The sequence below is a fragment of the Gelidibacter sediminis genome, assembly GCF_004364975.1.
In the GTDB taxonomy this organism is placed as follows: Bacteria; Bacteroidota; Bacteroidia; order Flavobacteriales; family Flavobacteriaceae; genus Gelidibacter; species Gelidibacter sediminis.
In genome coordinates this window covers 74167-89941 of record NZ_SOBW01000007.1, presented here as the reverse complement: position 1 = coordinate 89941, position 15775 = coordinate 74167, and the positions used below count along the sequence as shown (strand labels likewise).

The 15775-nt window shown below is 35.8% G+C and carries 18 protein-coding genes; 10 read left to right on the top strand and 8 right to left on the bottom strand.

What is annotated here, in order from left to right:
- Positions 1-454 precede the first annotated feature (454 nt).
- Entirely contained in the window at positions 455-994 is a 540-nt protein-coding gene (locus BXY82_RS00445; RefSeq protein WP_133756221.1) for a sigma-70 family RNA polymerase sigma factor, read from the top strand.
- A 36-nt stretch (positions 995-1030) separates the two neighbouring features.
- Here the strand turns inward: BXY82_RS00445 and BXY82_RS00440 are convergent, their stop codons facing one another.
- The gene (locus tag BXY82_RS00440) at positions 1031-1426 is read right to left on the bottom strand and encodes a hypothetical protein (RefSeq protein ID WP_133756220.1); all 396 of its coding nucleotides are present in this window, start codon (positions 1424-1426) and stop codon (positions 1031-1033) included.
- Between the two features lie 119 nt (positions 1427-1545).
- On the opposite strand from BXY82_RS00440, the gene BXY82_RS00435 reads away from it, so the two are divergent.
- Positions 1546-1989 carry an Lrp/AsnC family transcriptional regulator gene (locus tag BXY82_RS00435; protein ID WP_133756219.1) on the top strand — a complete coding sequence of 148 codons (444 nt, stop codon included), beginning with the start codon at positions 1546-1548 and terminating at the stop codon, positions 1987-1989.
- An 18-nt stretch (positions 1990-2007) separates the two neighbouring features.
- On the opposite strand, the gene BXY82_RS00430 is transcribed toward BXY82_RS00435, so the two are convergent.
- Complete coding sequence (locus BXY82_RS00430; RefSeq protein ID WP_133756218.1) at positions 2008-2979, bottom strand: YpdA family putative bacillithiol disulfide reductase; 972 nt, start codon at positions 2977-2979, stop codon at positions 2008-2010.
- A 1-nt stretch (position 2980) separates the two neighbouring features.
- Positions 2981-4213, bottom strand: coding sequence for an MFS transporter (locus BXY82_RS00425; RefSeq protein WP_133756217.1), 1233 nt, complete (start codon positions 4211-4213; stop codon positions 2981-2983).
- 262 nt (positions 4214-4475) lie between these two features.
- Here BXY82_RS00425 and BXY82_RS00420 point away from each other — a divergent pair, with 262 nt between their 5' ends.
- Entirely contained in the window at positions 4476-5078 is a 603-nt protein-coding gene (locus BXY82_RS00420; RefSeq protein ID WP_133756216.1) for a DUF1684 domain-containing protein, read from the top strand.
- Positions 5079-5128: 50 nt separating this feature from the next.
- On the opposite strand, the gene crcB is transcribed toward BXY82_RS00420, so the two are convergent.
- Positions 5129-5497 (bottom strand): fluoride efflux transporter CrcB, encoded by a 369-nt coding sequence (gene crcB, locus BXY82_RS00415; RefSeq protein WP_133756215.1) that lies wholly within the window; start codon positions 5495-5497, stop codon positions 5129-5131.
- Entirely contained in the window at positions 5494-6462 is a 969-nt protein-coding gene (locus BXY82_RS00410; protein WP_133756214.1) for a GyrI-like domain-containing protein, read from the bottom strand. The genes crcB and BXY82_RS00410 overlap by 4 nt, the downstream gene beginning before the upstream one ends.
- 92 nt (positions 6463-6554) lie before the next feature.
- Here BXY82_RS00410 and BXY82_RS00405 point away from each other — a divergent pair, with 92 nt between their 5' ends.
- Positions 6555-8603 (top strand): dipeptidyl-peptidase 3 family protein, encoded by a 2049-nt coding sequence (locus BXY82_RS00405; protein WP_133756213.1) that lies wholly within the window; start codon positions 6555-6557, stop codon positions 8601-8603.
- Positions 8604-8726: 123 nt separating this feature from the next.
- Here BXY82_RS00405 and BXY82_RS00400 read toward each other — a convergent pair whose 3' ends face one another.
- Positions 8727-9158 (bottom strand): hypothetical protein, encoded by a 432-nt coding sequence (locus BXY82_RS00400; RefSeq protein ID WP_166643237.1) that lies wholly within the window; start codon positions 9156-9158, stop codon positions 8727-8729.
- A 339-nt stretch (positions 9159-9497) separates the two neighbouring features.
- Positions 9498-9683: a hypothetical protein gene (locus BXY82_RS00395; RefSeq protein WP_133756211.1), complete on the bottom strand. Its 186-nt coding sequence runs from the start codon at positions 9681-9683 to the stop codon at positions 9498-9500.
- Positions 9684-9810: 127 nt separating this feature from the next.
- On the opposite strand from BXY82_RS00395, the gene BXY82_RS00390 reads away from it, so the two are divergent.
- Positions 9811-10200 (top strand): pyrophosphohydrolase domain-containing protein, encoded by a 390-nt coding sequence (locus BXY82_RS00390; protein ID WP_133756210.1) that lies wholly within the window; start codon positions 9811-9813, stop codon positions 10198-10200.
- A 67-nt stretch (positions 10201-10267) separates the two neighbouring features.
- Here BXY82_RS00390 and BXY82_RS00385 read toward each other — a convergent pair whose 3' ends face one another.
- A complete protein-coding gene (locus tag BXY82_RS00385) occupies positions 10268-11335 on the bottom strand; it encodes a branched-chain amino acid aminotransferase (protein WP_133756209.1) in 1068 nt (355 codons plus the stop codon).
- A gap of 114 nt (positions 11336-11449) precedes the next feature.
- Between BXY82_RS00385 and BXY82_RS00380 the strand changes: the two genes are divergently transcribed.
- From BXY82_RS00380 to dnaJ, 5 genes are all read left to right on the top strand, one after another.
- Positions 11450-11956 carry a DUF4920 domain-containing protein gene (locus tag BXY82_RS00380; RefSeq protein WP_133756208.1) on the top strand — a complete coding sequence of 169 codons (507 nt, stop codon included), beginning with the start codon at positions 11450-11452 and terminating at the stop codon, positions 11954-11956.
- 3 nt (positions 11957-11959) lie between these two features.
- Positions 11960-12664 (top strand): tRNA (5-methylaminomethyl-2-thiouridine)(34)-methyltransferase MnmD, encoded by a 705-nt coding sequence (gene mnmD, locus BXY82_RS00375; RefSeq protein ID WP_133756207.1) that lies wholly within the window; start codon positions 11960-11962, stop codon positions 12662-12664.
- Positions 12665-12840: 176 nt separating this feature from the next.
- Complete coding sequence (locus BXY82_RS00370) at positions 12841-13761, top strand: TIGR01777 family oxidoreductase (RefSeq protein WP_133756206.1); 921 nt, start codon at positions 12841-12843, stop codon at positions 13759-13761.
- Between the two features lie 290 nt (positions 13762-14051).
- Entirely contained in the window at positions 14052-14582 is a 531-nt protein-coding gene (locus BXY82_RS00365) for a nucleotide exchange factor GrpE (protein ID WP_133756205.1), read from the top strand.
- A 43-nt stretch (positions 14583-14625) separates the two neighbouring features.
- A complete protein-coding gene (gene dnaJ / locus BXY82_RS00360; RefSeq protein WP_133756204.1) occupies positions 14626-15747 on the top strand; it encodes a molecular chaperone DnaJ in 1122 nt (373 codons plus the stop codon).
- Positions 15748-15775 lie beyond the last annotated feature (28 nt).

Below are 15775 nucleotides of genomic sequence, written 5' to 3'. Positions count from 1 at the left end.
AATAATTTAAGCCAAATCTTGAAGCGTACTTGTTTTCGCAAAACTTGTGTGAGACGCTTATCCCGCCTTTTTACGGGATCCTAAGAAATTTAAACAGAATGTCGAAACGCATTTAAACTAACGCAAAGCTTGTGTGAGTGGCTTATCAAACAAAAATCCAAATTTTAAAGTTCGTTCATCATTAGAAATTAATTAAATATTTAAAAATAAAACCCAGCAAATGCATCTTTTTTAAGCTTTTTACGTCTATTACATGAACCTTAAATATTAAATCTTATGAATACTAAAGAATGTGCGTGTAATTGCGATAATTGTCAAAGAGGAAATTGTGCAGGATGTACGTGTGAGAACTGTACCTGTAAAAACTGTAACTGTTAAGCTTAGTTTAAAATGGTAATTATGAGAGTCTGTTTTGTAATTTTATACTAAGCAGACTCTTTTTTAATACACGCAAATGAAAACACAAACTGTTTGGAATTTATATGCGGAAGATGTGAAGAACTTTATTTTAAGTAAAGTAAAGAACGATACAGTTGCAGATGACTTGCTTCAAGAAACCTTCATAAAAGTGCATATAAAACATGATACTCTGGAAGATGCCTCCAAGTTAAAAGCATGGGTGTTTGCTGTGGCACGATATACGGTGATGGATTATTTTAGACAACAGAAACTTGACGCTTTGGACACACGTGAAGATTTGGTGCAAGAAGGCCAGACAAATGAACATACTAAGGAAGATTGTTTACGTGGCATCATCAAAAATTTACCTAAGAAGTATAGAGACCCATTAGTACTGGCAGATATACAAGGACTCAAACAAACTCAAATTTCAGAGCGTTTAAATCGGCCTTTACCCACCATCAAATCTCAAATTCAACGTGGCCGAAAGCTTATATCAAAAGGCTTTGTAGACTGTTGTGATTTTAAACTTAATGATGATGGGTATTTAGTTGGCCAATTAAAGGAACGTGAATACTGTAAAGTATGTCACTAAGTTGATAAAGTTTGAATTATTTATAAATTTTAAAATTTATAAGGTCATCATCCACGTACGTTGTAAGCGTCTGAATTTTTTTAATTCACTTCTTAGAATTGGAAGGTAATCTCGACCGTTACTGTGACTTTTTTCCAAACGGCGGCAGTTTTTGTAAAGTAATGCTGTTAAACGTTCTAAGGTAGCAATATGCTTGTATTTCTTGTCAGAGTGACGCTCTAACTCAGCATTGACAATTTCAGGTGCTAATGAGGTTGACTGCTGAACGATATCTCCAGAAAAATAAATATGCTCATCTTCAGAACCGTCTGATTTTAAATATGATAAATCTTGATTCAAATAGGTAGAAATGCTTCTAGAGAGGGTAATAATATCCATGGCCTTTTTATAAATAGGCGAATCTGGCAGATGCGATGGAATTGGATACAACATTTTTACACAATAGTAATTTATCAAATTTACAGACAAAAGAAGAGCTATTATAATCGGTTTTAAAGTAATAGTGTATATTTGCTTTAATAATTAAAGCAATTAAGTTAATTTTATTTAATATGAGCATAGATACCCTTAATTGGAAGATTTTAACGTGTTTGCAGAATAATGCACGCCAATCTAATGCTGAAATTGGCCGACAAGTAGGAGTGAGTTCGCCCGCCGTTTCTGAACGAATCAAAAAAATGGAAGATGCCGGTATTATCCAAGGGTACCACGCTTTTGTGTCGCCATTTGAAGCAGGATACCAGCTCAAGGCCATTATTACCTTACGGGCATTTATGGGAATGCTTAAGCCATTTTTAGAAAAGGTAAAAACTTACGACGAGGTTCTGAATTGTTATAGAATTACAGGCAATGAAAACATTGTTATGGAAGTGGTCTTAAAAAACCAGAAACATTTGGAAAGTTTTATAGACCAGCTCATAGTTTATGGTGAAACAAAAACACAGATTGTATTGTCTCATGTTATAAAATACAACGAAGTACGGCCTATAAACTAAATACTTTAAGTTTTGTATTTAGGATCCTGATTTCAAAATGTGCTCAGCAATTAACTTTGCATGAATTCTGGAGTTTTCGATAAACCACTTATGTGTTTCTGTACCTCCACAAATAACACCCGCCAAATACAGGCCTGAAACATTGGTTTCCATTGTTTTTGGGTCATATTCTGGAAGTTGGGCCTTATCATTGGACAGGTCTATACCAGCGTCAGTCAAGAATTTAAAATTTGGACGATATCCGGTGAGGGCTACTACAAAATCATTTGTAAAACTGATCTCACCTTTTGGAGTCCTGATGGTAATATCTTTTTCGGTGATGTTCAACACATCCGAATTGTAATAAGCCGTAATGCTGCCTTCCTTAATTCTGTTGATAATATCAGGTCTTACCCAATACTTCACCCGTTCTCCAATTTCTGAACCGCGTATAACCATCGTTACGTTGCCACCTTTTCTCCAAATTTCTAATGCCGCATCTACGGACGAATTGCTAGCACCAACTACGACCACATCCTGCATGGCATAAGGATGTGCTTCATTATAATAATGGGTGACTTTTTCTAACCCTTCTCCAGGTACATTTAGAAGTTGCGGAATGTCATAAAACCCTGAAGCAATTACAACTTTTTCAACATTGTAAATGTTTTTTGATGTTTTCACTTCAAAGTAAGATTCCAATTTTTTAATGGCAGTCACTTCTTCATATAAATGAATATTTAGAGTATTTGAGGAAGCAACACGTCTGTAGTATTCAAGCGCTTCGTCTCTATTGGGTTTTGGATTGTTACTAATAAAGGGGATGTCATCAATTTCTAATTTTTCCGAAGTGGAGAAAAAAGTCATGTTTTTTGGATAATTAAAAAGGGAATTGGTCAAAGCACCTTTTTCCACTACAACATAATCCCAGTTATTTTTTTTACATTCCAATGCACAGGCAATACCGATGGGTCCTGCGCCAACTATTAAAACTTTATAAGAAGTTTTCATGTCAAATTATCTGTTTAGTGGCCAGCATTTGTTTTTTAAGATAGAGCAAAAGTCCTAACCCTAAAAGACCAAATACGCTCATAATCATCCAAGTATTATTAAAACCAAATTCATCAATTAAATGAAACCCGACATTATGCGCAAAAATGTGGGATATTGAAAAAGCAATGCTATATAACGCCATATACTGACCTTTAAGTCCGCGTTTTGCTCGGTCTAAAGCAAAGGAGTTAGAAAATGGAAATACAATCATCTCCCCAAAGGTCAGTAAAATCATACTAATAATAACAAAACCAAGCCACGGATTGATGACTAAAATAAGGAAACTCAAGCAAATTAATAACAATCCAAAAATCATTAATCCGATTTTTGTGTAGGATTTATTTTCAAACCATTTGATGAGCGGCATTTCAAATGTAAAAATTAATAAACCATTCATAGCCATTAGCAACCCAATTTCAAACTCGGTAAGTCCAACTCCCTCTTTATAAAAGTACGGAATAGTGGATATGAGCTGCAGGAATATGATGCCAAATATGACCATTGCCAATAGAAATATGATAAAGGATGTATCGGTATATGCCGATAGCGGTGTGGTGCTTTCCTCTGTATCCAATGCCTTTGATTTTTTTGGATGTAATACTTTTAACAACAGCAAACCTGCAATCATACATGAAAATCCGTCTATCCAAAATAAGGCACCATAATTCATGGTCGTAATGATAAGACCGCCAACCGCCGGACCTGCAGAGAATCCTAAATTAATTGCCAACCTTATTAAGGTGATGCTTCGGGTCTTATTCTCTGGTTTACTATACGCATTCAGCGCCACAAACATAGCTGGTCTAAACATATCTGCCACAGCCATAAGTATAAATATTCCTATACATACGGTAGCAAAAGTATCAAGATATTGCATCCCGATAAATAGGGTACCACTCAAGATTAAACTGATCACCATAACCTTATAATAACCAATAATATCCGTGAGTTTGCCACCAATCCATGAACCGACGAGCGAGCCAAAACCAAAGGCGGTCATTATCCAAGCCACGTCATCCAATGAAAAATTTAAATCAGTGGTCAGATATAAGGATAAAAAGGGGATGACCATGGTGCCCGCCCTATTAATAAGCGTTATAAATGCTAGCCACCAAACTTCTTTAGACAACCCTCTAAAGGTGTTGAGGTAGGCTTGTCCCACTGAATAATAAAAAAAATTGTAAAGTTTCATTGTTAGTTTGGTTTCGTCTCAAGCTCAATAAAAGAGAAAAAGGATCTTAAAAAAACAAAAGTCTGACAGTGATGTCAAACTTTTTTATTGTAATTAAAATGGTAATTCATCCTATATCATATAATTAGTCAAACGTCAGGCAGTAATGGCTCTTCTATGATAATAAATTACAGTATTTATTGGCATAATTCCTGTTTTTATTGACGTTCAAAGCTAGGGAAAATAAGTTAATGTTGTATTTTTACAAATCAATTATTTTAATATGAAAACGGTATATTCAGTGGTTTTTGGATTCTTGTTTTTTTGGAGTTGTGCTCAAAACAAAGAACCTATTCAGGGCGAAACAGAGTTTCAGAGAGAATTGAACGCCTCATTTAAAGATGCTTCAAAATCGCCGTTAAAGGACAAGGACCGTAGAGATTTTACTGGCTTGGACTTTTTTAAATTTGATTCGGCCTATGTGGTTCAGGCAACTTTTAAGAGAACCGAAGATGAGAAGCCATTTAAAATGAAAACTACCACAGATAGATTGGCTACTTATGTAAAATATGGTGAGGTGAGCTTCACACTACATGGTGCTACTTATCAACTAAATGTGTATCAGGATCAAGATTTATTGAATGATGAAGAATATGAGGACTACTTGTTTTTACCATTTTTGGACCATACCAATGGTGAGGAAACTTATGGCGCAGGACGTTATATCGATTTGAGCATTCCAGAAGGCAATGTTATCACTATCGATTTTAACACCGCGTATAATCCGTATTGTGCCTATAACGAGAAATATTCTTGCCCAATTGTACCTCGGGTTAACTATGTGGATGCTGAGGTTAGAGCAGGGGTAAAGGATTATAAGAAATAGATTTTTTTGAAGTTTGCAGTCTTCAGTCTTCAGTTGGCAGTTTTCAGTCTTCAGCTTTTTACCAAATACATGCCGCCGAAGACAGCTAGAAAACCAATTACAAAACTTGCGATTGTATAGATTGCAAAACTCATAAAATCTCCTGATTTTAAAAACACATGGTTTTCATAAGCAAAGGTTGAAAAGGTGGTAAAGCCGCCACAAAATCCCGTAGCAAGAAACAAAATCTGATTTTCGGAAAGATTATTGTTCTTCATGGCTAACCCAAGAATAATTCCTATAAACAGACTGCCTAAAATGTTAGCGGCAAAAGTACCATAAGGTATTCCAGTGCTCGCACTATTCAGGTACTTCCCAATTATATATCTGAGTATACTACCAATACCGCCACCAATAAAGACTAAAACTAATTGTTTCACAAGGCAATGGGATTGTCCAATTCTTTCTCCTTAATTGGAATATAAATCTCCGTAATCCAATCTGCAGGATTATCAAGACTAGCGTGATCATTCTTATACACCTCAAATGGGCTCATTCCTGACGTTTCCAAGTTGTTATCTTTTACATATTTTCGAGCAGTTTCCCAAGCTTCTTTAAGATGTGAAGAATTCCCCTTTAAAGTTACCTTAACAGCTCGAGTACGCTCCATATAACCGCTGAGTATATTGCTGTCTTCAGCAACCAGAATATTTTCGCTTACAGGAATGGCGTTACTCATAATAACATTTCCATTTTCAAGATTCATTTCAATATAAATGCTCATTGGCCTCCCGCTTGCAGTTATATTGTGACTGTTCATAAAAGCTGAAATCTCTTTAAATTGTTTAGCCATCGTGGCATTTTTATTATTGCCTGTAGAGGAAATTGTTTTATACAAATAAAATCCGCCGCCATAATCGGTCACACCATCACTTTTAACAGTGTAAACTGCCATGCTTTCAACAACTTCCTTATCTAAATTTTTTAAATCAGTTTTAAATTGTTTCGTCAATTCCTCCATACGGTCTCCAAATAAAGCAAATTTAGCTTTGGTCATAAATGATAATTTATCCGCAATAAGCATACGGGTTACCGTTGTAGATCCATCAGGGTTAGATTCAAACATCCATTTTAAATCTGATTGCTTTATACGTCCACTTGTAAAATTTTGGATAATTGAATCATTAGGATGCGATTGTTCAGTAGTAAATGTCTCTGACGATTTCCAAAAATAAGAGCGATCATTCTCTGTAGAATCAGCTACAGCATCAAACACGACAGATTTTGGCGCGGCTATGGTTGTGCTTTCTGAGATGGTAAAAGAATTAGGCTGGACAGCAACATAAATGGCCATCCCGATAAATGCAATTAACAGTAGAAATAGGAGGTATTTAAAAAATTTCATTGGTGGTAGTTGTAATGTTAATCAAAGATAGACAATTTTATAGTATCTTAATAAATATTACATTTGTTGGATACTAATTTAAAATTGTACTGATGAAATTAAAAATGATGTTCGGAATTGCATTGGCAATGAGTCTGACTTATTCCTGTAAAAACGAATCAAAAACAAATACGGACGCACAAACTACTGTTGCGTACAAAGACAAAACTGCACCCTTTGATTATAATGTTGAGCAATTTGCTGATATAAAAATTTTACGTTACCAAATTCCTGGTTGGGAGAATTTGACCTTGAAGGAACAAAAATTGGTGTATTATTTGACGCAGGCAGGATTGGCTGGACGAGATATTATGTGGGATCAAAACTACCGTCACAACCTGCAAATTAGAAGAGCTTTAGAAACTATTTACACGACCTATGACGGCGATAAATCTTCTGACGACTGGAAAAATTTTGAAACCTATTTAAAGCGTGTTTGGTTTAGTAACGGTATTCATCACCACTATTCCAATGATAAAATTCAACCTGAGTTTTCTCAGGACTATTTAAAAACCTTAGTGTCTGAAACTAATGTAACGTTAGAAGGAGAAGCTTTTAATGTCATCTTCAACGACAAAGATGCTAAAAAAGTAAACCAAGCAAAAGGCGTGGATAATGTGGCGCAATCTGCTGTTAATTTTTATGGACCTAATGTAACCACTGCTGATGTGGAGAAATTTTACAAAAATAAAAAATCACCAAATCCAGATAAGCCATTGTCTTACGGACTAAATTCTAAGTTGGTGAAAGAAAATGGCGTTGTTAAAGAATTAGTTTACAAATCTGGTGGACTTTACGGTTCTGCAATTGATGAAGTTGTAAAATGGTTGGAATTGGCTAAAGGTGTTGCGGAAAATAAAGCACAAGTTGATGCATTAGGGTTGTTAATTGAGTATTACAAAACTGGCGATTTACAAACTTGGGATGATTATAATGTAGCTTGGACAGCAGCAACAGAAGGAAATGTAGATTATATCAACAGTTTTATTGAGGTCTATAATGATCCATTAGGTTATAGAGGTTCTTATGAAAGCATTGTGCAAATCAACGATTTTGATATGTCTCAAAAAATGAAAGTGCTGTCTGATAACGCACAATGGTTTGAAGATAATTCGCCGTTGATGGATGCACATAAAAAGAAAAATGTTGTTGGAGTAACTTATAAGGTCGTTAATGTAGCTGGTGAGGCTGGAGATGCTTCTCCAAGCACCCCAATTGGTGTAAACCTACCAAATGCGAACTGGATTCGTGCCGCTGTAGGTAGCAAATCGGTATCCCTGGGAAATATTATCAACGCCTACAACAATGCAGGAAGTTCTGGCCGCTTGAAAGAATTTGTCCATGATGAGGAGGAACTTAAATTGGAAGAACAATACGGTCAAATTGCTGATAAATTGCATACTGCCTTGCACGAAGTCATTGGGCACGCCTCAGGACAATTGAATCCTGGTGTTGGTGAAACAAAAGAAACGCTAAAAACATATGCTTCTACTTTGGAAGAAGGACGTGCGGATTTGGTTGGGCTCTATTATTTATACAATCCCAAATTGCAAGAATTAGGATTGGTAGACGATTGGAAAAAAGTAGGAATGGCTGCTTATGATGGATATATTCGTAATGGATTGATGACCCAACTAATTCGATTGAATTTGGGTGACGATGTTGAAGAGTCCCATATGAGAAATAGACAATGGGTGAGTGCTTGGGTATTTGAAAAAGGCCAAAAAGATAACGTGATTGAAAAGGTATCACGCGACGGTAAAACATATTATAACATTAACGATTATGATAAACTTCACGCGCTTTTCGGTCAGTTGCTTCGGGAAACACAACGCATCAAATCAGAAGGCGATTATAAAGCGGTTGAAGCATTAGTTGAAGATTATGGTGTTAAAGTTGATCAAACTGTGCATGCAGAAGTTTTAAAAAGAAATGAGCAATTTACAGGGGCGCCTTATAGCGGATTCGTAAATCCTGTATTGGTTCCTGAAATGGATGACAACGGTGAAATTACTGCCATTAAAGTAACACAACCAGAATCTTTTCCAACACAAATGTTAGAGTACAGCAAAAAGTACAGCTTTTTGAAAGGCAATAATTAACTAATTAATTACATGATATTGAAAAGGGAAACTAAAATTTAGTTTCCCTTTTTTATTTTAGCTGAAATGCGGTCATTATAAGTTGATGAAAATAGGTGGAAGTAAAACTAGTTTATTTATATTTTATAATAAACCAACTCCGATTCCAAAATTTATTACGGGCAGGCCTGAACTTGAAATCCCTGGTATATCTGGAATTTCTTCATACGTTGTTTTTCCGCTAGACTTACTTTTTACTAGGATTTGTTCTGGTATATCTCCAAAACCATATCCAACTTCAAATCTGAAATAAAAAGCACGTCCAACCTTAACTCCGAGTTTAAGATTGACAGTGTTAAATTTTATTTCACCCGTGCCGTCTTCAGCACTTCCATCGTCAAATGTAATTTCTCGAAAAGTTCCTTCACTATCAAATGAAAAATAGGAAATACCGCCATAAATACCTTTTCCGGTGGATTTTAGATAAATGTTGGAGCCAATCTCGAAATTATTATAGTTGATTTCAGTCTCGTCAATTGTTTTAGATAGCGACATATAGTCAACAACTATTGCCATTCTATTGTTCATTAATGGAGTAACATATTCGGTATTTGCAGTAAGAATATTAGGAAGACCCGCTTTGATACCGATTCGGAGTGGTTTTATACCTTTAGTATTTATATCCGATTGTGATTGGAGACTACTAAATAGAAATGTAGACATTAATAATGTCAGGGCGATTTTTTGAAAATTTGATTATATTCATTTAGATAATTAATTGATTAATAGCATAATAAATTTAGGCTAAAGAATGAACTAAAATGAATCTTGAAAATGAAATATTTTGCTTCAAACGAAATATTTAAGTGAATTTAACTGTTAGGTAAGTTCAACTTAAGTGTTAAAATAGGATATTTATACGATAATGTACTTCACCACGCTTATCATCACAATAAAGGCAATAAAAGCCAACAGGATCCAAATACTCCCTTTATAATATTTTTTATGCAGTTTTAAGTCTTTCCGATAGGTGTAAAACAAGACAATGGCAAATACAATTGCAAATAAACCTCCAAAAATCAATTGACCATTTGTAAACATATAGCTATTTTTATGCAAAATTACTCAAACTATTATAATACTGGACTAGATAGTTCTAAAAATGGAAAGTTATTATGACTGTCATAACATATCCAATGTTCAAATCTCAATAAAAAAAAGTACCCTTATGAAAAAGAAACTTGAGGCAGTGACGCAATTTCACACTGCATTTAAAATTGGCCATAGAGAAACCCCAAAAGCTGATCTCGGGTTGGAGAAAAACATGCTCCGCTATAAGTTGATGCGAGAGGAAAATGAAGAATATTTAGAAGCTGCTAATTCTGATGATCTGGTTGAGGTGGCCGATGCTTTGGGAGATATGCTATATATTTTGTGTGGCACTATTATAGAACATGGTTTACAGCATAAAATTGAAGAGGTTTTTGATGAGATTCAAAGGAGTAATATGAGTAAACTTGGTGCAGATGGAGAGCCAATTTATCGAGAGGATGGTAAGGTTTTAAAAGGTCCTAATTACTTTGTTCCCAATATTGAAACTATACTCAAAGCTCAATAACACTAAAACCCCAATTGATAGTATCACTAAAAATTGGGGTTTAAATTAAAATTGGCCGGTGTAAGTCTTACACGCCATATCTCCAACCATGTTTGTCCTCTGTAAGATTATGTTGAATGTTCAACATGGTATCTTTTAAAGTATCAGCATATGAATTGTCAATATTTGGAAGCTCAAACAACTCCTCAGCATGTTCAAAAGCTGATATCGGACTGATAACTGCGGCAGTACCTGTTCCGAAAATCTCTTTTAGAGATCCTGCTTTTGCTGCATTCTTAAGTTCTGTAACTGTTATAGGACGCACTTCTACTTCAATCCCGTTATCTTGTGCTAATTGAATAATACTTTTGCGCGTAACACCATCTAAAATTCGATCACTTACTGGTGCCGTCACTAACTTATCGTTAATTCTGAAAAACACATTCATAGTACCCGCTTCTTCCAATTTTTCGTGGGTGTCAGCATCAGTCCATATAATTTGTTGGAAGCCTCTTTTTTGGGCAAGGCTTGTTGGATAAAATTGCGCCGCATAATTTCCAGCTGCTTTTGCAAATCCAACACCACCATTGGCTGATCGGCTGAATTTCTCTGCCACTAATACCTTTATTTTATCAGTATAATATGCTTTGGCAGGCGAGCAAATAATCATAAATCTGTAATTATTTGAAGGCGATGCAGAAATTGCTGGATCTGTTGCAATTATAAACGGTCTTACATATAATGAGTTCCCTTTTCCTGGCTTTACCCAGTCACTGTCCATTTGTAATAAAGTTGTTAAACCTTTAAAGAAGTATTCTTTAGGAAACTCAGGCATTGCCAAACGTGCTGAAGACTTATTAATTCTATTGAAGTTATCCTCAGGTCTGAACATCCATACCTTACCATCAGCATCTTTGTACGCTTTCATCCCTTCAAAAACCGCTTGTCCATAATGAAATACTCGCGCAGAAGGATCCATCGTCATTGGCTGATAAGGAATAATCCGTGGTGTTTGCCACGCACCATTTTCATAGTCACATATAAACATATGGTCAGTAAAAGTTCTGCCAAATGTCAAATTATCAAAATCAACAGCGTTAATTTTAGAAGTCTCTGATTTTACGATATCGATTTCGTGTGAAATTAGTTTTGTCATGTTTTTGTGTTTGATGGTGCAAATTTAGTCATTTCTTGCAGTATAAAAAATGAAAAAAATGTTTTAAAATAAAGTTATATTTGTGACGATAATTTTAATAGAAATCAACGAATTATGAAGAAATTACTGATTGTTTTTGGGTGTGTTTTGGCTGTGGTTGCCTGTAAGAATGAAACAAAAAAAACTGAAGTCAATACGGTAGAAAAGGAGACAGTTAAGTATACGTCTATAGGTAAAGAGATATCCGATGCGAATGCAAAATCAGTATCAGAAATGACAATGGCTTATAAGACGATGCGTTTAGGAGATACTATAGCTGCCAAAATGATTGGTAAAGTAGAAGAGGTATGTCAATCAAAGGGCTGTTGGATGAAAATCAATCTTGAAGACGGACACCAAGTAATGGTAAAGTTTAAGGATTATGGATTTTTTATGCCAAAAGATATTGCAGGACAAAATGTGGTGCTAAACGGCAAAGCCTATGTTAATGAAGTTCCTATAGATGAGCAACGCCATTATGCTGAAGATGCTGGTAAGTCTGCAGATGAAATAGCAGCAATTACTGAGGCAAACACAACATATTCGTTTGAGGCTGACGGTGTACTGTTAAAAGGAGAATAACACTTGCAACGACATATTATTACAACCGCTGATGGTTCAAAAACCATCCAAATAGAAGAATGGAATGAACAATACCATTCCATCCATGGTGCTATACAAGAAGCAAACCACGTGTACATTGCACATGGTTTGCTTTTCAGTTTAGAAACAAATGGATTTACAAAGACTGATAAACCTATAACAGATGAATTTGGCACACTTTCAATTCTTGAAATTGGATTAGGTACTGGGTTAAATTCATTTTTGACCTTATTAGAAGCAGAAAAATATCCGGTGAATATCTACTATCAAGGCGTAGAAGCCTTTCCTATATCTGAGGAAGAACAAGGCGCGTTGAATTATGTGAAAGAATTAAAGGTGGATCACAAGGCAGCCCTCTTTAATCGCTTGCATAGCAGTGCATGGGAACAGGAGGTGGAATTGACACCACATTTCACACTGCACAAACAACAATTACTGTTTATGGATATCACGGACAAAAATAAGTTTGATCTGATCTATTTTGATGCTTTTGGGGCGCGGGTACAGCCAGAACTTTGGACAGTTGCTATATTTCAATTAATGTATGATGCACTTAAAACAAAAGGGGTTTTGGTAACATATGCTGCCAAAGGAAGTGTGCGCCGTGCCATGCAGGAGGTTGGATTTAGTGTAGAAAAGCTGCCCGGCCCACCAGGAAAACGGGAAATGCTCAGGGCAATAAAGTGATAATATTAGACCAACGTGGGTTTTTCTGCATCGTCATAAGACTGCAATATGAATGTTATTTAACGAGATGACGTAGGCATACTCCATAAAGAGATATGTTAATTGTGTTAAACCTAATGTAAAGTCAGATATAATAGGAGGTGCATTTATTAACTTTATAAAAAGTAGAAAATTAAATGACTATATTAATTACGGGAGCTACAGGTTTAATTGGAAGGGAAATAGTAAAACGCTGCCATGAGCAAGGTATATCAGTACATTATCTTACCACTTCAAAGGATAAAATTCAATCTCAGGAGAACTACAAGGGGTTTTATTGGAACCCAAAGGAAGGGATCATTGATTCCAAATGTTTTAATAATGTAGATGCCATAATTAACTTAGCAGGCGCCACTATTGCCAAACGGTGGACGGACAGTTACAAGACTGTCATACTGAATAGCCGTATCAATACACTTCAATGTCTTAAAGACGCACTGTTAAAGGTCGAATCTCATCATATCAGGCATATTGTTTCGGCAAGTGCAGTAGGCATCTATCCAGATTCTTTTACAAAATATTATGAAGAAACAAACACTAAAGTGTCACCTACCTTTTTAGGCGAAGTTGTATCCGCATGGGAAAACGCAGTAGATGATTTCGAGGCCATGGGGTTGATGGTTTCCAAAGTGAGAATAGGCTTAGTTTTAGATGATAATGAAGGTGCCCTTCCACAAATTATGAAACCAACATCCTTAGGATTGGGTGCGGCATTTGGATCTGGAGATCAATGGCAATCGTGGATTCATGTATATGATTTGTCTAGGATTTTTGTCCATATCATTCAAGAAGAATTGGAAGGTGTATTTAATGGTGTGGCTCCAAACCCAATTACCAATACAGAGCTTACAAAAGGCGTAGCGAAAGCATTGCACAAACCGCTATTTCTCCCAAATATTCCCAAGTTTGCTATGAAGTTGGCCCTCGGGGAAATGCATATTTTACTTTTTGAAAGTCAACGTGTGAGTTCAAAAAAAATTGAAGAAACTGGTTTTGATTTTACGTATTCCAACATCCAACCAGCATTAGAAAATTTACTTCAAAAAAATGACATGTAAAAAATGTCCTGAATCATTTATTTTTAAAAATCTACTGATTCCTTTATGGCATATGTCTTTTGTATGAAGCTTAATAGGTTAATAGCTGTAAACGATACAATTCCCTACGTTAATCAACAAGTAGTACTACCCTAAATTACTTCCCTCGCTTCTGAATGCCATAGAAGCTACACAATATCTTAAATAACTTATGACTGTTCTAAAATATTTTGTGACATTTTGACATTTTTTGAATAATGGCAGTACTTTTGCCAATTGAAAAATGAAGATTTAAAATGAAGTTCAAAAAGATGAGCAAAAAAGATAGAGTAGAGGACGTTGAAACAAACGTTGAGGATCCTGTAAATGAAACTCCAATTACAGAGGAGTTGAGTGTTGAAGAACAGTTGCAAGAAGACTTAGGAAAAGAAAAGGATAAGTTTTTAAGACTATTTGCAGAATTTGAAAATTACAAAAAACGCACTACTAAAGAGCGTATGGATTTATACAAAACTGCTGGTCAGGAAGTGATTCTGTCGCTACTACCTGTTTTGGACGATTTTGATAGAGCGCTTAACGAAATGTCAAAATCAGAAGAAAAAGAGCTTTTGAAAGGTGTAGAGTTGATTCGTAATAAATTCAAAAACACATTAGAAAGTAAAGGATTAGAAGAAGTAGCCGCTGCAAAAGGTGATGCTTTTAATGCAGATTTGCATGAGGCCATTACACAAATCCCAGCCCCTTCTGACGATTTAAAAGGTAAGATTGTAGACGTTATAGAAAAAGGCTACAAATTGGGTGATAAAGTGATTCGTTTTCCTAAAGTAATTACGGGATCTTAAACAAGCGAGTGATTATTTAGGAATAGATTAGAAATACTATACAATGAAGGAAGATTATTACGACATACTGAAAATAGATAAAAATGCTTCAGCTAGCGACATTAAAAAGGCGTATAGGAAGAAGGCTATTAAATACCATCCTGATAAAAACCCTGATGATAAGGAAGCAGAAGAAAAGTTCAAACAAGCTGCTGAGGCTTATGAAGTCTTAAGCAACCCTGAAAAGAAGGCACGTTATGATCAATTTGGCCATCAAGCATTCCAAGGTGGCGGTGGTTTTAACGGTGGCGGCATGAATATGGACGACATCTTTAGTCAATTTGGTGACATTTTTGGAGGTGGCTTTGCCGGCGGCGGATTTTCAGGTTTTGGTGGTGGCTTTGGTGGTCAGCAAAGACGTGTTAAGGGAAGTAATTTAAGAATTAGAATTACCTTAACCCTAGAGGAAATTGCCAATGGTGTTGAGAAAAAACTTAAAGTTAAGCGTAAAGTTCAAGCACCGGGTACAACGTATAAAACCTGTACAAGTTGTAATGGTTCTGGGCAAGTAATGCGCGTTACCAATACTATTTTGGGACGTATGCAAACGTCATCGCCATGTTCAACATGTGGCGGCGCAGGTGAAATGATAGACAAAAAACCGGCTGATGCCGACGCTCAAGGTCTAGTACTTCAGGATGAAACTGTTTCTGTAAAGATACCTGCTGGTGTTGTAGATGGCATGCAACTTAAAGTGTCTGGGAAAGGTAATGAAGCGCCAGGAAATGGAATATCAGGAGATTTATTGGTAGCTATACAAGAGGAAGAACATGCCACTTTAAAACGTGAAGGAGATAATTTACATTATGATTTGTATGTTAGCCTTCCTGATGCTGTACTTGGCAACAGTCAAGAAATTGACACGGTTACTGGAAAGGTCAGAATCAAAATTGAACCAGGTGTCCAGTCTGGTAAAATTTTGCGTTTAAGAGGTAAGGGTATTCCGAGTATCAATGGGTATGGTAAAGGCGACTTGCTAGTCCATATCAATGTATGGACTCCAAAGACCTTAAATAAAGAACAAAGGGACTTTTTTGAAAGGATGAGAAATGACGAACATTTTCTTCCAAAACCTGAAAGTTCAGACAAATCGTTTTTTGAGAAAGTAAAAGATATGTTTTCATAACCAAAGGGTTATTTATTTAAAATGACTA